The following is a 20,435-nucleotide window of genomic DNA, read 5'->3' as shown; positions in this document are numbered from 1 at the left end:
GCACTTTTCACGAGGGAATCGCGCGCGGCTCGTTAATCGCACGCACGGCCCCTGAATACTCGGCGGCATACTGCGCCGCCATGTCGACGCCCATGATCCCGATTTCCACCGCCGCGCCCTTGAAGGCGCTCTACGACGTGCCGGCGCCGGCCAAGCTCAACCTGTTCCTGCACGTGGTGGGCAAGCGGGCGGACGGCTATCACCTGCTGCAGTCGCTGTTCGTGCTGGTCGACTGGGCCGACACGCTGCACTTCGAGCGCCGCGAGGACGGCGCGCTGCGCCGCCACGACCGCGGCGACGCGCTGCCGGCGGACGACCTCTGCCTGCGCGCCGCGCGCGCGCTGCAGCAGGCCAGCGGCTGCGCCTTCGGCGCCGACATCCACATCGAGAAGCGCCTGCCCTCGGGCGCGGGCATGGGCGGCGGATCCTCGGATGCCGCCAGCACGCTGCTGGCGCTGAACCGGCTGTGGGGGCTGAACTGGTCGCGTCGGCAGCTGTTGCCGATCGCGCTCCAGCTGGGTGCGGACGTGCCGTTCTTCGTCGGCGGGCGCAATGCCTTCGTCGAAGGCATTGGCGAGGTCCTCACCCCGGTGGCGGTGCCCGAGTTGCGCCTGGCGGTGGTCAAACCCGCGGTCAGCATCGGCACCAAGGAAATTTTTTCGAGCCCGCTGTTGCAAAGGTCGGAAAGCGTGGCTATAGTAGCGGGCTTTCCTGCAGCGAACGGCAGACGCAGCGAAGATAGTCTGGTTACCCCGGTAGCGGATTTTCCAAGCGACGAAGCCAATAGCTCGGGTGAACGCAAAGGCAATATCTGCCGCGATCACCAAACGCAAGAAATACCCGTGCAGCAGTTGTACGAAGGTTGGGGCAGAAATGATCTGCAACCGCCCGCGGAAGCTGCCAGTCACGAAGTATCGACAGCGCTTGAATGGTTGCAAACCCGCTACGAAAATTCTCGGATGACGGGTTCAGGCAGTGCGGTTTTTGCTATAGTTCGGCCCTCGCGAATTGCAACGCAAACAGCAGTGCAAAACGCGGTGCAGGAAAAGGACACGGTCACCGGCCTGGAGAGCAATCTCAAGGCGACACCGGAAGGTGAGTTCCAGGAACTCCCGGACGGTTGGGTCGGAAGGATGTGTCGCAGTCTGTCGGTCCACCCTTTGCGGGGCTGGGCGGAAGACTGAAGGTTGTAGGGTGTTGTTCCTCGAACAATGTCCTGTGTAGGGGAGTCGCCAAGTTGGTTAAGGCATCGGATTTTGATTCCGACATGCGAGGGTTCGAGTCCTTCCTCCCCTGCCAAATTCTCAGTTTCAATCCGGGACCCGCTGGGTTGGCCACCGGGCCATAAATCTAAGGATGGCCCGTCGTGCTGCTCAATACCGTCCTCTTCACGGGTAACGCTAACCCGTCCCTCTCCAAGGAAATCGCCTCGCATCTGGGCCTCGAGCTCGGCAAGGCCGTGGTCGGTCGTTTTTCCGACGGTGAAGTGACGGTCGAGATCCAGCAGAACGTCCGCGCCCGCGACGTGTTCGTGATCCAGCCCACCTGCGCGCCCACGAACGAGAACCTGATGGAGCTGCTGATCATGGTCGATGCGTTGAAGCGCGCCAGCGCGCGCCGCATCACCGCCGTGATCCCCTACTTCGGTTATGCCCGCCAGGACCGCCGCCCGCGGTCGACGCGCGTGCCCATCTCGGCCAAGGTCGTGGCCAACCTGCTGGAGACCGTCGGCGTCGAGCGCGTCCTGACCATGGACCTGCACGCGGACCAGATCCAAGGCTTCTTCGACATCCCGGTCGACAACATCTACGCCTCGCCGGTGCTGCTGTCGGACCTGAAGGCCCGCAACTACAGCGACCTGGTGGTGGTCAGCCCCGACGTCGGCGGCGTGGTGCGCGCCCGCGCGCTGGCCAAGCAGCTGGGCTGCGACCTGGCCATCATCGACAAGCGCCGTCCGGCGGCCAACGTCTCGGAAGTGATGCACGTCATCGGCGAGATCGACGGCCGCAACTGCGTGATCATGGACGACATGATCGACACCGCCGGCACGCTGGTGAAGGCCGCGGAGGTCCTGAAGGATCGCGGCGCCAAGAGCGTCTTCGCCTACTGCACCCATCCCATCCTGTCGGGTCCGGCGATCGAGCGCATCGCCGGCTCCCACCTGGACGAAGTCGTCATCAGCAACACGATCCCGTTGTCGGAAGCCGCCAAGGCCTGCGGCAAGATCCGCCAGCTGTCCGTTGCCTTCCTGTTCGCCGAAACCATCCGCCGCATTTCGGACGGTGAATCGGTGACCTCCCTCTTCAGCGAGCAGAACAACAACTTCTGATCGCGTTGCCAGTTCCGGCCGCTGTTCGCGAGGACAGCGGCCGTTTCGTGAAGGTGCCTGGTCGCGGGGCCTTCAACCGGAGCGCCATGGGGGTGCTCCGTCAATTTGGAGTCAGATATGAAATTCGTCGCTTTCGAGCGTAAGCAGCAGGGGACCGGAGCGAGCCGCCGCCTGCGTTTCGCCGGCAAGGTGCCCGGCATCGTCTACGGTGCTGGCGAGCCGGCCCTGGTCGAACTGGACCACAACGCGCTGTACCACGCCATGAAGAAGGAAGCTTTCCACAGCTCCATCCTCGACATGGAAGTGGACGGCAAGACCACGCAAGTGCTGCTGCGTGACTTCCAGATGCACCCGTACAAGCAGCAAGTGCTGCACGTGGACTTCCAGCGCGTCGACGCCACGACCCGCATCACCAAGAAGGTGCCGCTGCACTTCGTCGGTGAAGCCGAGTCGCCGGCCGTCAAGACCGACAAGGGCACCGTGAACCACGTGCTGACCCAGCTGGAAATCACCTGCCTGGCGCAACAGCTGCCCGAGTTCATCGAAGTGGACCTGAGCAACCTGACGATGGGTCACTCGATCCATGTGAACGACCTGAAGCTGGCCGATCACATCAAGGTCGTCACCCACGGCAAGCCGAACCCGGTCGTCGCCACCCCGGTGCCCCCGGTCGTGGAAGAGATCGTGGTGGCCGCCGCTCCGGCCGCGGACGACAAGAAAAAGAAGAAGAAGTAATTTCTTCCTCTGCGACGGGCATGCAGCCGACGAGGCGCGTGTCCATCGCCCCGAAGAAGGCCCCGCTTGCGGGGCCTTCTGCATTTGGGCTCGACGCTGATAATTCCTCCCCATGATTCGTCTCTTTGTCGGCCTGGGCAATCCCGGCCCGGAATATGAGGACACCCGGCACAACGCCGGGTTCTGGTGGATCGACGCGCTGGCGCGCGGCCTCAAGGTCACGCCGCAGCTGGACACCAAGTACTTCGGCCTGGTGGCGCGCGTCAACGATGCGCCGGGCGCCGCCGGTCCGATCTGGCTGCTGCAGCCGATGACCTACATGAATCTCTCCGGCAAGTCGGTGGCGGCGCTGGCGCGCTTCTTCAAGATCGCGCCGGAGGAGATCCTGGCGATCCACGACGAGCTCGAGATCGCGCCGGGCGAGCTCAAGCTCAAGCAGGGCGGCGGCAACGCCGGCCACAACGGCCTGAAGGACATGCAGGCCCAGTTGGGCAGCGCGAACTTCTGGCGCCTGCGGCTGGGCATCGGCCACCCGGGCCACAAGGGCGAGGTCGCCGGTTATGTGCTGCGCAAGCCGCCGCTGGCGGAGCGCCAGGCGGTGGAGGACAGCATCGCCAAGTCCTTCGAGGCCTTCAAGCTGATGACCGCCGGCGACATGGCCAAGGCCGTGGCGCTGCTGCATGCCAAGCCGCCCAGACCCAAGCCGCCCCGCCCCGCCCACCTGCCGCCGAAACCTGGCGTCCCACCGACGGGGGCGTCGGCCGCCGCCACGCCGGCGACGTCCACTCCCCCCGTGCCCGATCCCGTTCCCCCGACCTCCGGAGCCTGACATGCCGACGCGCGCCCCCTCGATCCTGATGACTGTTGTGCTGGTCCTCATGTTCGGCGCGGCGCACGCGCAGCCCGAGAGCGCCAAGCCCAAGCCCGCGCAGGAACGCACCTTCGGCTACTACCGCTGCGGCCCGCAGGGCCTGGACCTGCGCGACAGCCCCTGCCCCGAAGGCCCGTCGCAGGCGCTGGACCTGCCGCAGGACCGCGTCGATCCGAAGGAGGCCGCCGCCGCCCGAAAGCGCGCCGCCGACGAGTCCCGCGAGCTCGCAACGCGGCAGCGCGAACGCGAACGCCTCGCGGGGCAATCGCCCGCACCCGCCGCCGCCGGCATCGATGGCTCGATCGAGCCCCGGCCCCCGAAGGCGTCGACGCGCCCCTCCAAGCCCGCCGATCCGAAGAAGCCCAAGCCCAAGGATCCGAAGCAGCCGCCCAAGAAGAAGCCCAAGCTGCCGAAGTCGCCCGACCCGTCGCTGCCGCCCAAGCCGACGACCAAGCCCGGCAAGAAGGCGCCCGCGATGGTCGGCGATGGCGCGCTCCAGCCACTGCCCAGACGCGGCGAGGCGGAAACACCTCGCTAGAATGCGCGCCGTTGGTGCTCGCGCGGACATTGCGTCCGTGCAGTTAAACGGGAATCAGGAAGCGGGCGCATCGCCGATGCGCGAGCCAACCTGAGCTGTCCCCGCAACGGTAAGTGGCCGCCGGCCGCGCGCCCCGGATCCTGACGAAGGACCCGGCACGCCGCCGGCACTGCCTGTCCCCATGTCCACTGGCGCGTCCGCGCTGGGAAGGACACAGGCAGCGGCCACCAGCCCGGATACCGGCCAACAGGTGGTGCCCGCCAGCCGATCCCGACCCGCCCGCTGGCGGATCGACGACGCAGCCGGCGGCATCGTTCCTCAGACGTCCTGCGGGTGAGCAGGGCCCTGAACCCGTCGTTGGTCCGTTCTCATGCTTCCGTTCGTTTCGCGCGCGCGCGCCGGTGCCCGCTCGCTGCTCGCCTTCACGCCGCTGGCGCTCGCCGCCACGGCCTTCGCGCAGTCCGCGCCCCCCTCCACCCCGGACGTTTCCTCGGCAGACGCCACCGCTCCCGCGAGCCGGCTCGACGAGGTCACCGTCACCGGCTCGCGCAGCCCGATGCGGCTGGGCGACATCGCCGCCGACCTCACCGTCATCAACCGCGACACCATCGAGCGCCAGGGCTTCGGCAACGTCGCCGCGCTGCTGCGCAACGTCGCCGGCCTGCAGATGACCAACAACGGCGGGCCGGGCAACACCACCTCCGTCTTCATCCGTGGCGCCGAGACCCGCCACACCGTCGTCCTGATCGATGGCGTGCGCATCGACGGCCAGTCCACCGGCGGCGCGCGCTGGGAGAACCTGCCGGTCTCGCTGATCGATCGCGTCGAGGTGCTCAAGGGCCCGGCCAGCGCGCTGTACGGCTCCGACGCCATCGGCGGCGTGGTGCAGATCTTCACGCGCCAGGGCAGCGGCCGGCCGCAGCTGGACCTGGGCGTCGGCGGCGGCAACCTTGGCCAGGTCAAGGCCGACGTCTCGCTGCTGGGCGGCAATGCGGACTTCGACTACGCCGGCTCGCTGGCCGTCGACCGCGGCACCGGCTTCAACGCCTACGGCCTCACGACCAGCAGGAGCTTCAATGCCGACAAGGACGGCTGGCGCAACTACAACGGCAGCCTGCGCCTGGGCGGCCGCATCGCCGAGGGCCAGCGCCTGGAGCTGCTCGGCCTGAAGAGCCGCAGCGACGTCGGCTACGACGCCGGCAAGAACGCCGACGACCGCGGCATCACCGAATCCATCGCCGCCAAGCTCAGCCTGAAGTCGGTCTGGTCGCAGGCGCTGTCGACGCAGCTCTCCGTCGGCCAGTCCGAAGAGAACTACGAGACGCGCCCCAGCGCCCCCTACCTGACCAGAACCCGCATCCGCAGCGCTTCGCTGCTGGGCTTCTACCAGATCAATGCCGCGCACCAGCTCAATGGCGTGCTGGAGCGGCGCGAGGACCGCCTCGTCAACGCCGACCTGGTCGGCGGCGGCGCCGGCACGCGCAGCCAGAACGCGGTCGGCCTGAGCTACCTCGGCACGCTGGGCGCGCTGAGCCTGCAGGCGCACGGCCGCCACGACGACGACAGCGAGTTCGGCGGCATCGACACCGGCAGCCTGGCGGCCGGCTACCGGCTCGGTGGCGGCTGGCGGGTGACGGCCTCGGCCGGCAACGCCTTCCGCGCGCCGACGCTGTTCCACCGCGGCAGCGTCTACGGCCCGGACACCAGCCGGGGCTTCCCGGAACTGCGGCCGGAACGCGGCCACAACCGCGAGGCCGGCCTGGCCTGGACCCAGGGCGACCTGGACTTCGCCATCACCACCTTCCGCAACCGCGTCAGCGACCTGATCGCCTTCGGCGCCGCGGGCAGCTGCCGCTCCACGACCGGCTGCTACACCAACGTCGCGCGCGCGATGCTCAAGGGCACCAGCCTGAAGGGCGGCGCGACCCTGGGCGCGGTCAAGCTCAGCGCCACCGCCGACTTCCTCGACCCGACCGACGCCAACACCGGCCGCCAGCTGCAGCGCCGCGCCAAGCGCTTCGGCACGCTGCGCGCCGAGACGACGCTGCGCGCCTGGACGCTGGGCGCGAACCTGGTCGGTTCCGGTGAGCGCTTCGACGACGCCGCCAACAAGACCCGGCTCGGCGGCTACGGCCTGCTCAACCTGGACGCGCAGTTCGCGTTCGCCAAGGACTGGCGCCTGCAGCTGAACGTCGACAACGCGTTCAACCGCCAGTACCAGACGGCGAACTTCTACAACCAGGCGGGCCGGACCTGGTTCGTGATGCTGCGCTACGCGCCGACGCTGTGAGCGCTGCCCGCCTCGACTCCCGTCCCCCACCGCGCGGACCCTCGCGGTAAGGTCCGCACTTCCCCTTCGCCCCGGAGCCCCGGATGCCTGCTCATCACCTGATCGTCGGCGGCCAGCGCAGCGGCAAGTCGCGCCATGCGGAGCGCCTCGCGCTGCGCTGGGCGCGCACGCCGGGCCATCGGGTCACGGTGGTCGCGACCGCCGAGGCCCATGACGACGAGATGCGCGAGCGCATCGCCCGCCACCGCGCCGACCGGCCGGCCGGCTTCGACACCGTCGAGGCGCCGCTGCAACTGTGCGAGGCGCTGCGGGCGGCGGCATCGCCCCAGCGGCTGCTGGTCGTCGACTGCCTGACGCTGTGGCTCACCAACTGGCTGATGCCGATGGCCGGCGCGCCGCGCCTGGACGACTGGCGCGCCGAATGCGCCGAACTGCGGCGCCTGCTGCCGACGCTGGCCTCGCCGGTGATCTTCGTGTCCAACGAGGTCGGATGGGGCGTGATGCCGATGGGCCGCGAGGTGCGCGCCTACGTGGACGAACTGGGCCGGCTCAACCAGCAGGTCGCGCGGCAGTGCGGCGAGCTGACGCTGATGGTGGCCGGTCAACCGTGGACGCGTCCGGTCGCGCCGCTCGACGAGGACCAGGACGACAACGAGGCGGCCGCCCGCGGGCGCGTCGACGCCACGGACAACGAGGAGAACAAGCGATGAAGTCGATGGGACCCCTGCGCCGCGCCGAGGACGCGCCGGCGCTGCGCCGCAACGCGCGGTCGTGGCGGGCGGTGGCCCGGACCGCACTGTCGCTGGCCACACTGGTGCTGACCGCGACTGCGGCGGTCGCCGCGCCGATCACGATCCAGGACGACCGCGGTCACACGGTGACCTTGCCGGACGTGCCGCGGCGCATCGTCAGCCTGCTGCCTTCGCTGACCGAGACCATCTGCGAGCTGGGCGATTGCGCCAAGGTCGTGGGCGTCGACCGCTTCTCCAACTTCCCCGCCAGCGTGCAGAAGCTGCCCCGGCTCGGTGGCCTGGACGACACCAGCATCGAGGCCCTGGTCGCCCTCAAGCCCGACGTCGTCGTGGCCGGCGTTTCGGCGCGCGTCATTGATCGCCTGGAAGGCCTGGGTCTGCGCGTCGTGGCGCTGGAACCCAAGAGCATGAACGACGTCCAGCGGGTGCTGGGCAAGATGGGCCGTCTCCTGGGGAAGGAGGACGACGCGCGCCGCCTGTGGAACCGGGTCGACGGCCACATCGCGCAGAGCGCCGCCACGCTGCCGCCGGCCGCGCGCGGGCTGAGCGTCTATTACGAGGTCGACGCCGGGCCCTATGGCGCCGGCACCGCGTCCTTCATGGGCGAGATCCTCGCCCGGCTCGGCGCGAAGAACATCATCCCGGCCGAACTCGGGCCCTTCCCCAAGCTCAATCCCGAGTTCATCGTCCGCGCCGACCCGCAGGTGATCATGGTCGGCCAGCGCAACGCCGCGGGCCTGCCGCAGCGACCGGGCTGGTCCGCGATCCGCGCCGTCAAGCAGCAGCGCATCTGCGTCTGGGTGCCGGCCGAGTCCGACGTGCTGGTGCGCCCCGGCCCGCGCATGTCGGAAGCGGCGGCGCTGATGGCGCGCTGCCTGCGCGAAGCGGCGCAGGGGCCGGTGGCCTGGCCGACCACGCCCTTCAACGCACCGCCCGGAGGCATGCGCTGATGCGCGCCAAGTCCGCTTCGTCGGCCACGTCGGCTCCGTCGGCCTCATCGGCTGCGTCGGCTGCGTCGGCTGCGTCGGCTGCGTCGGCAGCATCGGCTGCATCGGCTGCATCGACCGCGTCCGCCAGGATCGCCGCGCAGTTCGTCGCGCTGCTCGTGCTGGGCGCGGTGCTGCTCGCGCTGGGCCTGGCGATCGGCAGCCTGGGCTGGAGCCCCTGGACCGAGGCCGGCGACACGATGCGGTTGATCCTCTGGGACATCCGCGCGCCGCGTTCCCTCGGGGCCTGGTTGGCGGGCGCGCTGCTGGCGCTGGCCGGCGCGGTCGCGCAGGGCCTGTTCCGCAACCCGCTGGCCGATCCCTACCTGCTCGGCTGCTCGGCCGGCGCATCGCTGGGCGTGGCCGCGCTGCTCTTCGTCATGGGCATCTCGCCGGCGGCGGCGGCGCTGGCGCTGCGCGTCGGCATGACCGGCGCGGCCTTCGTCGGCGCCATCGGCGCGGTGCTGCTCACGCTGGTGCTGGCGCGCGGCGTCACGCAGAGCCTGCGGCTGCTGCTGGCCGGCGTCGTCGTCGGCGTGGTGCTGGGCTCGGGCGCCGCGCTGCTGACGCTGATGAACCCCGACATCCTGCGCGCGATGCAGGCCTTCATGCTGGGCAGCACCGGTTATGTCGGCTGGAGCGCGGTGCAAGTCATGGCCGTCGCCCTCGGCCTGTGCCTGCTGACGGCGCTCGGCTGCAGCCGCACGCTGGACGCGCTGACGCTGGGCGAGGACACCGCCCGCTCGCTGGGCCAGCGCCTCACGCTCATCCGGCTGCTGCTGATCGCGACGCTCTCGCTGGCCACGGGCGCGGCGGTCGCGCAGTGCGGGCTGATCGCCTTCGTCGGCCTGGTCGCGCCGCACCTGGTGCGCAGCTGGGGACCGACGACGCATGGCGCGCTGCTGCTGCTGTCCGCGCTGACCGGCGGCGCGCTGCTGCTGGCGGCCGACATCGCCGCCCGCTGGGTCATCGCGCCGCAGGAGCTGCCGGTGGGCATCATCACCGCGCTGCTGGGCGGCAGCTACCTGCTATGGCTGATGCACAGACGCAAGGCGCATTTCGGCGGCGCGGGAGGCAGCCAATGAGCGCTGCCCGATTCGACGACGGCAACCGGCCAGGCGCTGGCGGCGTGCCCGCAAGCTCTGGCGCATCGTTCGCGACCGGGAGCGCCGGCACCTCCGAGACCGCGGCCGATGTCGCGTCCGCCGCCGTCGCCATGAATGCTGGCGCAAGCGACCACGCAGCCCAGGCGGCCGACGCCGTGACACTCGGCCACGTGCCCGCGCTACGCATCGAGCTCCGCGCGCTGTCGCTGGGCCACCGCCAGGTCCTGCACCCGCTGTCGCTGGCGCCGGCGCCGCGCGCGTGGACGGCGATCGTGGGGCCGAATGGCGCCGGCAAGTCCACCCTGCTGCGCGCGATCGCGGGCCTGCTGCCCTTCGACGGCACGCTGACGCTGGACGGCAAGCCGTGGCAGGCCTGGCCGGCGAAGGCGCGTGCGCGCCAGGTCGCGTGGCTGGGCCAGAACGAGGCCGCGTCCGAGGACCTGACCGCCTACGACATCGCGATGCTCGGCCGCCTGCCCCACCAGCCGTGGCTGGCGCCGGCGAGCGCGGCCGACCATGCCGCGGTCGAGCATGCGATGCGCCAGACGCAGAGCTGGGACTGGCGGGACCGCGCGCTGGGCAGCCTCTCCGGCGGCGAGCGTCAGCGGGTGTTGCTGGCGCGGGCGCTGGCGGTGCATTCCGGCGTGCTGCTGATGGACGAGCCGCTGGCCCACCTGGATCCGCCGCACCAGAGCGACTGGGCGCGCATCGTGCGCGGCCGCGTCGCGGCGGGCGGCGCGGTGGTCAGCGTGCTGCATGAACTCAATGTCGCGCTGCAGGCGGACACGCTGGTCGTCATGGATGGCGGCCGCATCGTCCACCAGGGCCCGCCCCACGACCCCGCCACGCACGACGCGCTGCAGCGCGTCTTTCACCACCGCCTGCTGATCCTGCAGGTGCAAGGCCGATGGGTGGCGCTCAATGAATGAAGGCCGACGTCCCGCTCCCATGGACGAGCGCTCGCACCTTCGGACTTCCTCTCCCATGTGCGAGCGCTCGGACCTTCCGACTCCCTCTCCCACGGCGTGGGAGAGGGTGGGGGTGAGGGTCGTGGCCCCGCGCCAACCATCGACGCTGCGCTGCCGGTGGAAGACCCTCACCCCTGCCCTCTCCCACTCCGCGGGAGAGGGGGAAAGACAGCGCCCGATGCACGACGCGAAGACGAAGACGACGAGGACAACGACAACGACGGAGCCGATGCCGCGATGACCGACTGCCCCGCCTTCCTGATCAGCGCGCCGGCTTCTGGCCAGGGCAAGACCAGCGTCACCGCGGCCATTGCGCGCTCGGCGCGCCGGCGCGGCCTGCGCGTGCGCGTCTTCAAGACCGGCCCGGACTACCTGGACCCGATGGTGCTCGCCCGCGCCAGCGGCCACACCGTCTACCAGCTCGACCTCTTCATGGGCGGCGAGGCGCACTGCCGCGAGTTGCTGGCGCAGGCGTCGCGCGAATCGGATCTGGTACTGGTCGAGGGCGTGATGGGCCTGTTCGACGGCAAGCCCAGCAGCGCGGACCTGGCGGCGGCCTTCGGCCTGCCGGTGATCGCGGTGATGGATGCCTCCGCGATGGCGCAGACCTTCGGCGCGCTGGCGACGGGCCTGGCGCGCTTCCGCGACGACATCCGGGTGGTGGGTGTGATCGCCAACCGGGTGGGCAGCGACGCGCATGCGCGCATGGTCGGCGAGTCCCTGCCTGCCGACCTGCCGCTGATTGCCGCGCTCAAGCGCGACGCCTCGCTCTCGCTCCCCGAGCGCCACCTGGGCCTGGTGCAGGCGCTGGAGCTCCCCGACATCGACGCGCAGCTGGACGCCTGGGCCGATGCCTGGGACGCAGGCACCGCCCTGGCCACCCCCGCGGCTGCCGCCCGCACATCGACATCCCTGCCCGAAGCCGCACCGCCCCACACGCCTGCCACGCTGACCGTCGAAGTCCTCGATGGTGGTGGGACGGGCGACCGGGGGCCCCTTTTCGGAACTCAAGGGAGGAATTTGCTTGCCGGTAGGCAAGCAAAGGTAGGAGATGGAGAAAAGGGGCCCCCGGTCGTCCGTCCGGCGCTCGGTCCCGTGGAGGCGGGTTTGCCGCTCACCGGCCGACGCATCGCCGTGGCGAGCGACGCGTGTTTCTCCTTCATCTACCCCGCCAATCTCGACCTCCTTCGCGCGCTTGGCGCGGAGGTCCTGACGTTCAGCCCGATCGCCGGCGAGCCCTTGCCCGCGTGCGAGGCCGTGTGGCTGCCGGGCGGTTATCCCGAGCTGCACGCCGCGGCGCTGCGGGCGCATGCGGGCTTCTTCAGCGACCTGGCCGCGCACCTGGCGGCGGGCAAGCCGCTGCTCGCCGAATGCGGCGGGATGCTGGTGTTGCTGGATGAGCTGAGCGATGCCGACGGGGCAGTCCATCCGATGGCGGGCCTGATGCCGGGCCGTGCCTCGATGCAGAAGCGGTTGGCTGCGCTGGGCTTGCAGTCGCTCGACTGGCCGGAGGGCGAGTTGCGGGGCCACACCTTCCATTACTCGACGATGGCGACGCCGTGGTCGCCGGTGGCCACCGCGCGCAATCCCAACGCCGGCCGCGCGGCCGAGGCGCTCTACATCGCGGGCTCGCTGCGGGCGAGCTACGTGCATCACTACTTCCCTTCGAACCCGGCCGCCGTCGCCGCGTTCTTCGGCGGCGCCACCGCGACCGCCGCCACCGCTGACGCCCACGCTGCCATCGCAACCGCTGCCGTCACCGCGACCGCTCCCACCGCCGATGCGGCCCCCGCCCACCCCCATCCCCTTGCCACGAACTGAGTTCCCCATGCTGCTCGAATCCGGATTCGCCCACATCGCGCAGGCCCTGCTGTGGCCGGTGCTCATCCTCGTCGCCCTGGGCTTCGTCTATGCGCTGTGGAGCGCCGGCGCCACGCTGATGGAAGCCGTGCAGCGCCGCCGTCCCGGCTACCGGCTGCTGCAGGTGCCGGTCGGCAGCTCGCTCGAGACGCTGGAGCTGCAGGTCGTGCGTCGCCTGGAGGCGCCGCGCCTGCTGGGCCGCGTCGCCCCGCTGCTGGGCCTGATCGCGACCATGGTCCCGCTGGGCCCGGCGCTGCAGAGCGTCGCGGCCGGCCAGGGCCAGCAGGCGCTGGCGGTGTTCAGCTCGGCCTTCTCGGGCGTCGTGCTCGCGCTGGCCGCGGCGGCGATCGCGCTGGTCGTCTACTCGATCCGCCGCCGCTGGCTGCTGGCCGAGCTGCTGGCGATCAAGACCGAACAGGGCTGGGCATGAGCACCGGCCGCCGCCTGTCCATCCTCGCCGAGGAGGACGACGACCCGATGCTGTCCGCGGTGAACCTGGTGGACGTGTTCCTGGTGCTGGTCGTCGCGCTGCTGACGGCGGTCGCGCTGCAGCAGCAATCGCATGCGAACGAAACGGTGATCCGCAACCCCGGTCAACCGGGCATGGAGATCGTCGTCCGCAAGGACGGGCAGGAGATCAAGTACCGCGGCAACGGCGGCAGCGCCGAAGGTCAGGGGGAGCGCGCCGGCGTCGCCTACAAGATGAAGGACGGCTCCATCATCTACGTGCCCGAAGCCGGTGAGGCTGGCGCGGCCGGAACGCCGGGCGGCTCGCCCGCGGCCACGCCGGCCGGTCCCACGAGCCCTGCTGCGGGCGGCGGTCGCGGCGCCGCGGCGGCCCCCGCGCCGACGACGGCCGGAACGCCACAACCATGAGCGTCCGCGCCCTGCTGGCCCGCCGCCTCGCGGCCGCGGCCCTGAGCTTCTGCGCGGCGGCGTCATGCGCGTCGGCGGGCGCCGGAGGCGCGGCCGCCGGCACTCCGGTGCTCTTCCTCAGCGTCGACATCACGCCCGCGGCCAAGCACGCGCTGCTCGAGCGCGAGGGAAAGGCCGCCGGCTTCGCAGTCCGGCAGATCGAATACCCGCTGCGCGGCGCGCCCATCGAGCAGGATCCCGCGCTCGACCGCGCGCTGCGCGAGGCCGCGCTGGTCTGGGTCGACATCCCGCATGCGACCGCCGAGGCGCGGCTGCGCCCGATCGTCGACGCCGCGCTGCGGCGCGTCGGCAGGCCGGAGACACAAGTGCTGTGGATCCCCGCCGGCGAGCCCACCCCTAGCGACCGCAGCCTGCGCGCCTACCTGCAGGCCGGCGGACCGACCAACACGCGCATCGCCTTCGCGCTCGCGCGGGCGCAGCTCGCGGGCGCGCCCGCACCCGACCTCGGCCCACCGCAGTTGATCCCGCAGCGCGGCATCCACTACCCCGGCGCGCCGCGGCTCTTCGCCGACGCCGCCGAGTTCCGCGCCTGGGCCGCGCAGCAGGGCCTGCGCGGCGAGCCCGTGGCGCTGCTGCTGCACCGCTACCACTTCGTCCAAGGCAACACCGCCTGGCTGGACCGCTGGCTCGCGATGTTCCGCGAGCGCGGCCTGCTCGCCTACGCCGCCTTCAGCGGCCAGCTCAGCGACCAGCCGCTGTCGGCGCTGCTGGAGCGCGACGGCCAGGTCCAGGCCCGCGTGATCGTCAACCACAGCCTGCTGCCGCAGGGCGCCAGCCTGCAGCCCACCTTCGAGCGCTGGGGCGTGCCGGTGCTGCAGACGCAGCCCTACCGGCAGGACCAGGCCGCGGCCTGGGAAGGCAGCGAGACCGGCCTCTCGCAAGCCGACATCCCGTTCTACTTCGCGCAGCCGGAGGCGGCGGGCCTGATCGATCCGGTCGTCGTCGTCGCCCATCCGAAACGGGGCGAGCCCGAACTCATCGACCGCCAGGCTGCCAGCGTCGCCGGCAAGGCGGCGCGCTGGATCGCGCTGCAGACCCGGGCCAACGCCGACAAGCGGCTGGTGGCCTTCGTCTACAACTATCCGCCCGGCGGCAGCAACTTCGGCGCCTCCTTCCTCAACGTGCCGCGCAGCCTCGCGCGCGTCAGCGAGGGGCTGAAGGACGCCGGTTACGCCGTCACGCCGAAGGCGGAGGCGGACTGGATCGCCGGCCTCAAGCCGCTGCTCTCGGCCTACTACCCCGGCACCGACCTGCAGGCCCTGCTCGACGCCGACCAGGCCGAGGCCTTGCCGCTCGCGCGCTACACCGCCTGGTTCGACACGCTACCCGCCGCGGTGCGCGATCCCATCGTCGCGAAGTGGGGCCCGCCCGCGAGCAGCCGCTATGTCGTGCGGCAGCGCGGCGAGCCGGTCTTCGTCATCCCGCGCCTGAAGCTCGGCGCGCTGACCGTGCTGCCGCAGCCGCCGCGCGAGGAGACCCTGCGCAACGGCCAGGATCCTTTCATGCATCGCAGCCGCACGCCGCTGTCGCATCACTACCTCGCCACCTACCTGTGGGCGCGGCAGGCCGACGCGATCCTCCATTTCGGCACGCACGGCACGCAGGAGTGGGCGCCGGGCAAGCTGCGCGGTCCCGACGTGTGGGACCCGGTCTGGCTGCCGCTGGGCGACACGCCGGTGATCTATCCCTACATCGTCGACAACCTCGGCGAGGCGCTCACCGCCAAGCGCCGCGGCCGCGCGCTGATGGTGAGCCACCGCACGCCGAGCTTCGCGCCGGCGGGCTTCAACGCGGGCATGGCCCACATGCATGAGCTGATGCACGAGTGGGAGACGGTCGATCCCGGCCCGACGCGCCAGGGGCTGGAGCGCCGCATGCTGCAGCAGTTCGTCGAGCACAACCTGCACCGCGACCTGGGCTGGAGCGCCGAGCGGATCGCGGCCGACTTCAGCGGTTTCCTGGAGCTGCTGCATCCCTACCTGGACCGCCTGGCGCAGAGCTCGCAGCCCAAGGGGCTGGCGGTCTTCGGCGTGGTCCCCGACGAGGACCAGCGCCGCGGCTCGATCCTGCAGCTGCTGCGCGTGCCCTTGATCGAGGCGCTGGGCGAGGACATCGACGAGGCCTTCCTGATCAACCACGAGGGCGTCGCGAAGGCGCGGCCGGCCCGCTGGCTCGATGTCGCGCTGAAGGACGCGCAGGCGGCCAGCCAGCTCGACCTGCGACCCTCCGCCTGCGTGGCCGTCGGCACGCCGGCGGCGGCATCGGCGGCATCGGCCGTGGCGGCCGAGGCGAAACACGCAGCAGCTGCGGCGGCGTCCGCGTCTGTGGGTGCGACGTCCGCGGCGTCGACGCCGGCGGGCAGCGCCAGCGCCGCGCACGCCCTCCCGGTGACCTGCGGCGACGGCTTCGTGCCCAACCGCGCGGCGCGCAAGCCGATCGACCAGGCGGCGCTGTACCAGCTCGCGCTGCGGGCGCAGGAGATGGCCACGCGGCTGTCGACCGAAGGCGAGATGCCCGGCCTGCTGCGCGCGCTCGATGGGCGCTTCATCCCGGCGGCCTACGGCGGCGACCTGCTGCGCAATCCAGAGAGCCTGCCGACCGGCCGCAACCTCACCGGGCTCGACCCCGCGCGGCTGCCGACGCGCCAGGCCTTCGAGGCGGCGCAAGCGCTGTTCAAGCGCTGGTACGAGGAGCAGGCCCGGGCCGGCGCGGCGCCGACGCGGCTGGCGCTGTCGCTGTGGGCCGGCGAGACCTTGCGCCATCAGGGCGTGATGGAGGCGCAGGCGCTGGTGGCGCTGGGCGCGACGCCGGTGTGGGACGCCACCGGCCGTCCGACCTCGATCCGGCTGCTGAGCCTCGCCGAGCTGGGCCGGCCTCGGGTGGACGTGCTGCTGTCGATCACCGGCTCCTACCGCGACCAGTTCCCGGCGCTGATGAAGCTGGTGGACCAGGCGGTCGCCGCGGCCGGCGAGGCCGAGGCGGACAACGCCATCGCCGCCAACAACCGCGTCATCGCGGCCGAGCTGCGCCAGGCCGGCCTGCCGGCGGCGCAGGCCCGGACGCTGGCGCAGGCCCGCGTCTTCGGCAATCCGGCCGGCGACTACGGCACCGGCATCGCCGACGCGGTGCAGGACAACGGCCTGCAGGGCGGCGACGGCCGGCCCGATCCGCGGCTGGGCCAGCTGTTCCTCTCGACGATGAGCCAGCCCTATGTCGACGGCGAGCCGCTCGCCGTGCCCGCGGGGCAGGCGCGCCAGGCGCTGGGCGCGCACCTGCGCCACACCGACGCGGCGCTGATGTCGCGCAGCAGCCACCTCTACGCGATGGTCAGCAGCGACGATCCGTTCCAGTACCTCGGCGGGCTGGCCGCGGCCGCGCGGGTCGCCGGCAACACGAAGGGCCTGGCCCTGCACGTGAGCCAGCTGCAGGACGCCGCCGAAGCGCACACCGAGACCGCCACGCAGGCGATCGCACTGGAGATGCAGAGCCGCTACCTGCATCCCGGCTGGCTGAAGGCGCAGCAGGCCGAGGGCTGGGCGGGCGCGCTGCAGGTGCTCAAGGCGGTGCAGTACAGCTTCGGCTGGCAGAGCATCGCGCCGGGCACGGTGCGCGCCTACCACTGGCAGAGCTTCTACGACGTGCTGGTGAAGGACAAGCACCAGCTCGGCGTGCCCGCGTGGCTCAAGCAGAACCCGCAGGCCTACGCGCAGGCGCTGGAGCGGCTGGTGCAGGCCGAGCGCATGGGCTACTGGCAGCCGGACGCGCAGACGAAGCAGGGGCTCGCCGCGCTGTACCGCGAGCTGACGAAGGACGCGCCGCTGAGCAACGAGTTGGCGGCCGTGCGGCGCTGGACGGCGGATCAACTGCCGCAGGCGGTGCCCGCGCTGCCGGTCGCGCCGGCGGCCGCGCCTCGCCTCGCGGCGAAGGCACCAGACAGCGCCCCCGCAGTCGTGCCGCCGACGCCGCCGACGCCGCCGACGCCGCCGGTGCCGACCGTGCGCGGCCTCGCGCTGCAGCGCGTGCCCGACGCGCCGAAGCCCGAGCCGCGCGCGGCGACGCAGCGCTCGCTCGAGCAGGCGCTCGCGTGGGTCGCGATGGCGCTGCTGATGAGCGCCGGCGCGATGTGGCAGGCGCGACGGGCGGCGACCCATCGCACCGACAACGACAACAACAACTTGATCCCGCAGGGGACTGCATGAACGTCAACGACTCCCACGCACTGCGGGCACATCGCCCGACCGCCGTGGCCATCGCCATCGCGATGGCAACAACGGCGACGGGCGCCGTCGCGCAGGCCGACCCATCGGGCACGCTGGACACCGTCCGCATCAGCAGCCGCGCGCAGCTCGGCGAAGCGGGCAGCGCCTCCGAGGGCGAGGTCGGCGTCGAGCGCCTGGCGCTGCGCCCGCTGCTGCGCCCGGCCGAGCTGCTGGAGGCGATGCCCGGCATGACCGTCACCCAGCACAGCGGCGACGGCAAGGCCAACCAGTACTTCCTGCGCGGCTACAACCTCGACCACGGCAGCGACTTCGCGACCTTCGTCCTGGGCATGCCGGTGAACATGGCCAGCCATGCGCACGGCCAGGGCTACATGGACCTGAACTTCCTGATCCCCGAGCTGGTCGAGAGCCTGCGCTACCGCAAGGGTGCCTTCGCCGCCGAGGACGGCGACTTCGCCACCACCGGCGCCTCGCGCATCGGCTACCTGGGCGAGATCGAGCGCCCCTATGCGCAGCTCACCGCCGGCCCCTACGGCTACCAGCGCGCGCTGGCCGCCGGCAGCACGCGGGTGGGCGGCGGCTGGACGCTGCTGGGCGCCGTCGAGGGCAGCCGGTACGACGGTCCCTGGGATCAGCCCGAGGACCTGCACCGTCGCAACGCGGTGCTGCGGCTGACGCGCGGCGACGAGCGCAACGGCGCGCAGGTCGACCTGCTGAGCTACAGCGCCGGCTGGCGCGCCAGCGAGCACGTGCCCGAGCGCGCCATCGACAGCGGCGAGATCGGCCGCTACGGCACGCTCTCGCCCGACGACGGCGGCCGCACCCACCGCCACAGCCTGAGCGGCGCGCTCGCCTACAACCAGGGCGGCGGCCAGTGGACCGCGCAGGCCTGGGTGATCGATTACGCGCTCAACCTGTTCTCCGCGCCGTCGGGCTTCATCAACGGCCCGGACGGCGACCAGCACGAGCAGGCGGACCACCGCCGGCTCTGGGGCGGATCGCTCAAGCACCAGTTGCCGGCCGCCTGGCTGCCCGCCGACCAGACGCTGACCTGGGGCCTGCAATGGCGCCATGACCGGATCGGCACGCTCGGGCTGTACGACACCGTCGGCCGGGTCCGCACGCACACCGTGCGCGAGGACCGCGTCACGCAGGACAACGCCGGCGCCTTCGTCGAATGGGGCAGCCGCTGGACCGGCTGGCTGCGCAGCACCGTCGGCGCGCGCTGGGACACGATGCGGGCGACGGTCACGCCCACCGGCGGCGAGTTCAACCTCGGCAATGGCGGCAAGGCGAGCCAGTCGCAGTTCAGCCCGAAGCTGGGCCTGATCGTGCGGGTCGCGTCGGACACCGAGCTCTACCTGCACTGGGCGCGCGCCTTCCGCTCCAACGACGCGCGCGGCGCGACGATGACGACCAATCCCGCCGACGGCAGCCCGGCCGACACGCTGCCGCTGCTGGCCCGCACGCAAAGCACCGAACTGGGCCTGCGCACCCGGCCGGCGTCGGGCTGGACCACCAGCCTGGCGCTGTGGCAGGCCCGGCTGGCGTCGGAGCTGGTCTTCGTCGGCGACGAGGGCGTGACCGAGGCACGCGGCGCGTCGCGGCGACTCGGCCTGGAGTGGTCCAACGACGTGCAGGTCGGCCGCGACTGGCTGATCGACGCGGACCTCGCCTGGTCGCGGGCGCGCTTCGTCGAAGCGACCTCGAATGAATTCGGCAGCGGCCGGCGCGTGCCCAACGCGGTGCCGGTCTCGGCCTCGCTGTCGGCCAACTGGGCGCCGGCGGGGCGATGGTCCAGCGGCGTCAAGCTGCGCTACCTGGGCGCCTATGCGCTCGAGGAGACCGGCACGCAGCAGTCCAAGGCGGTGTTCACCGCCAACTGGCGGCTCGGGTACCAGGTCAGCGAGCGCTGGCAGGTGGGGCTGGATGTGCTGAACGTCTTCAACACGAAGGCCAACGACATCGAGTATTGGGGCGCCGCCTGCACGCGGGCCGAAGGCGCGGGCTGCAATGGCGGTGCGGGGATCGACGGCCGGCTCGTCCATCCGATGGAGCCGCGCACCTTCCGCCTCAGCTTGCGGGCGCGGATCTGATCGCTTGAGGAGTCCTCGGCACTGCCAACACCGCTGGCCCTCACCCCTCCCTCTCCCGCAAGCGGGAGAGGGGGTTCACCGAGTCAATCGTCGATGACCTCTTTTCCGGCAAGCGGGAGTGGGGTCACGGTCTCTCTCTTTCGGAGCACGACATGGAAATCGAACAACCGCCCGTCGACCGCGAACGCATCATCCCCAGCGGCGAGCGCCGCGGCCTGGTGCTGGTCCACACCGGCAACGGCAAGGGCAAGAGCACGGCCGCCTTCGGCCTGGCGCTGCGGGCGCATGGCCGCGGCAAGCGGGTCCACATCTACCAGTTCATGAAGGTGCCGAGCGCGCGCTTCGGCGAGCACCGGCTGTTCGAGCAGATCGGCGTGCCGATCGAGGGGCTCGGCGATGGTTTCTCGTGGAAGAGCAAGGACCTGGATCACTCGGCGCAGTTGGCGCGCGACGGCTGGGAGCGCGCGAAGGCGACCATCCTGGGCGGCGAGCACTTCCTGGTCGTGCTGGACGAGATCATGTATCCGCTGCGCTACGGCTGGCTGCCGCTGGAGCCGGTCCTGCAGGCGCTGCGCGAGCGGCCGCCCCATGTGCATGTCTGCCTGACCGGTCGCGGCGCGCCGCAGGAGCTGATCGACCTGGCCGACACCGTCACCGAGATGACGATGGTCAAGCATCACTTCAAGGCCGGTGTCCCCGCCCAGCGGGGCATCGAGGATTGACGGCTAAGCTGCGCGCCTGATTTCGC

General features: G+C 71.3%; 16 protein-coding genes, 1 tRNA gene and 1 riboswitch. All 17 genes read left to right on the top strand.

From position 1 onward, the window contains the following. The first annotated feature begins 80 nt into the window (after nucleotides 1–80). The 17 genes from ispE (at nucleotide 81) to cobO (ending at nucleotide 20,409) form a co-directional block, all read left to right on the top strand. The gene (gene ispE, locus FHT37_RS25815) at nucleotides 81–1,184 is read left to right on the top strand and encodes a 4-(cytidine 5'-diphospho)-2-C-methyl-D-erythritol kinase (protein ID WP_183485144.1); all 1,104 of its coding nucleotides are present in this window, start codon (nucleotides 81–83) and stop codon (nucleotides 1,182–1,184) included. Nucleotides 1,185–1,222: 38 nt separating this feature from the next. Further along, nucleotides 1,223–1,299 (top strand) — tRNA-Gln (locus tag FHT37_RS23420). 67 nt (nucleotides 1,300–1,366) lie between these two features. Beyond that, nucleotides 1,367–2,329: a ribose-phosphate pyrophosphokinase gene (locus FHT37_RS23415; protein ID WP_091721334.1), complete on the top strand. Its 963-nt coding sequence runs from the start codon at nucleotides 1,367–1,369 to the stop codon at nucleotides 2,327–2,329. A gap of 117 nt (nucleotides 2,330–2,446) precedes the next feature. After that, nucleotides 2,447–3,064 (top strand): 50S ribosomal protein L25/general stress protein Ctc, encoded by a 618-nt coding sequence (locus tag FHT37_RS23410; RefSeq protein WP_091721331.1) that lies wholly within the window; start codon nucleotides 2,447–2,449, stop codon nucleotides 3,062–3,064. A 112-nt stretch (nucleotides 3,065–3,176) separates the two neighbouring features. Beyond that, on the top strand, nucleotides 3,177–3,893 hold the full coding sequence (gene pth / locus FHT37_RS23405; RefSeq protein ID WP_183485141.1) for an aminoacyl-tRNA hydrolase: 717 nt from the start codon (nucleotides 3,177–3,179) through the stop codon (nucleotides 3,891–3,893). Nucleotide 3,894: 1 nt separating this feature from the next. Beyond that, the gene (locus FHT37_RS23400; protein ID WP_183485138.1) at nucleotides 3,895–4,473 is read left to right on the top strand and encodes a hypothetical protein; all 579 of its coding nucleotides are present in this window, start codon (nucleotides 3,895–3,897) and stop codon (nucleotides 4,471–4,473) included. Beyond that, a riboswitch (cobalamin riboswitch) is annotated at nucleotides 4,469–4,736 on the top strand. (Overlaps the previous gene by 5 nt.) A gap of 107 nt (nucleotides 4,737–4,843) precedes the next feature. Further along, nucleotides 4,844–6,763 carry a TonB-dependent siderophore receptor gene (locus tag FHT37_RS23395; RefSeq protein WP_183485135.1) on the top strand — a complete coding sequence of 640 codons (1,920 nt, stop codon included), beginning with the start codon at nucleotides 4,844–4,846 and terminating at the stop codon, nucleotides 6,761–6,763. Between the two features lie 83 nt (nucleotides 6,764–6,846). After that, complete coding sequence (cobU, locus tag FHT37_RS23390; protein WP_183485132.1) at nucleotides 6,847–7,473, top strand: bifunctional adenosylcobinamide kinase/adenosylcobinamide-phosphate guanylyltransferase; 627 nt, start codon at nucleotides 6,847–6,849, stop codon at nucleotides 7,471–7,473. Further along, nucleotides 7,470–8,465: an ABC transporter substrate-binding protein gene (locus FHT37_RS23385; protein ID WP_255489944.1), complete on the top strand. Its 996-nt coding sequence runs from the start codon at nucleotides 7,470–7,472 to the stop codon at nucleotides 8,463–8,465. Before cobU ends, FHT37_RS23385 begins: the two co-directional genes overlap by 4 nt. Further along, nucleotides 8,465–9,586: an iron ABC transporter permease gene (locus FHT37_RS23380; RefSeq protein WP_183485129.1), complete on the top strand. Its 1,122-nt coding sequence runs from the start codon at nucleotides 8,465–8,467 to the stop codon at nucleotides 9,584–9,586. Before FHT37_RS23385 ends, FHT37_RS23380 begins: the two co-directional genes overlap by 1 nt. Further along, complete coding sequence (locus FHT37_RS23375; protein ID WP_255489943.1) at nucleotides 9,583–10,536, top strand: ABC transporter ATP-binding protein; 954 nt, start codon at nucleotides 9,583–9,585, stop codon at nucleotides 10,534–10,536. The genes FHT37_RS23380 and FHT37_RS23375 overlap by 4 nt, the downstream gene beginning before the upstream one ends. 276 nt (nucleotides 10,537–10,812) lie before the next feature. Further along, the gene (locus FHT37_RS23370) at nucleotides 10,813–12,396 is read left to right on the top strand and encodes a cobyrinate a,c-diamide synthase (protein ID WP_183485127.1); all 1,584 of its coding nucleotides are present in this window, start codon (nucleotides 10,813–10,815) and stop codon (nucleotides 12,394–12,396) included. A 7-nt stretch (nucleotides 12,397–12,403) separates the two neighbouring features. Continuing rightward, nucleotides 12,404–12,865 (top strand): hypothetical protein, encoded by a 462-nt coding sequence (locus FHT37_RS23365; RefSeq protein WP_183485124.1) that lies wholly within the window; start codon nucleotides 12,404–12,406, stop codon nucleotides 12,863–12,865. Then, entirely contained in the window at nucleotides 12,862–13,311 is a 450-nt protein-coding gene (locus FHT37_RS23360; protein ID WP_183485122.1) for a DUF2149 domain-containing protein, read from the top strand. Before FHT37_RS23365 ends, FHT37_RS23360 begins: the two co-directional genes overlap by 4 nt. Continuing rightward, the gene (cobN, locus tag FHT37_RS23355; RefSeq protein ID WP_183485119.1) at nucleotides 13,308–17,570 is read left to right on the top strand and encodes a cobaltochelatase subunit CobN; all 4,263 of its coding nucleotides are present in this window, start codon (nucleotides 13,308–13,310) and stop codon (nucleotides 17,568–17,570) included. The genes FHT37_RS23360 and cobN overlap by 4 nt, the downstream gene beginning before the upstream one ends. Then, a complete protein-coding gene (locus FHT37_RS23350) occupies nucleotides 17,567–19,687 on the top strand; it encodes a TonB-dependent receptor (protein ID WP_221211203.1) in 2,121 nt (706 codons plus the stop codon). The genes cobN and FHT37_RS23350 overlap by 4 nt, the downstream gene beginning before the upstream one ends. Before the next feature lie 152 nt (nucleotides 19,688–19,839). Then, entirely contained in the window at nucleotides 19,840–20,409 is a 570-nt protein-coding gene (cobO, locus tag FHT37_RS23345) for a cob(I)yrinic acid a,c-diamide adenosyltransferase (protein ID WP_147242047.1), read from the top strand. The last annotated feature ends 26 nt before the right edge of the window (nucleotides 20,410–20,435 follow it).

The sequence above is a fragment of the Mitsuaria sp. BK037 genome, from assembly GCF_014193045.1.
GTDB lineage: Bacteria > Pseudomonadota > Gammaproteobacteria > Burkholderiales > Burkholderiaceae_C > Roseateles.
Note: the sequence above shows the minus strand (reverse complement) of the source record. Positions and strands in the feature narration are given on the sequence as shown.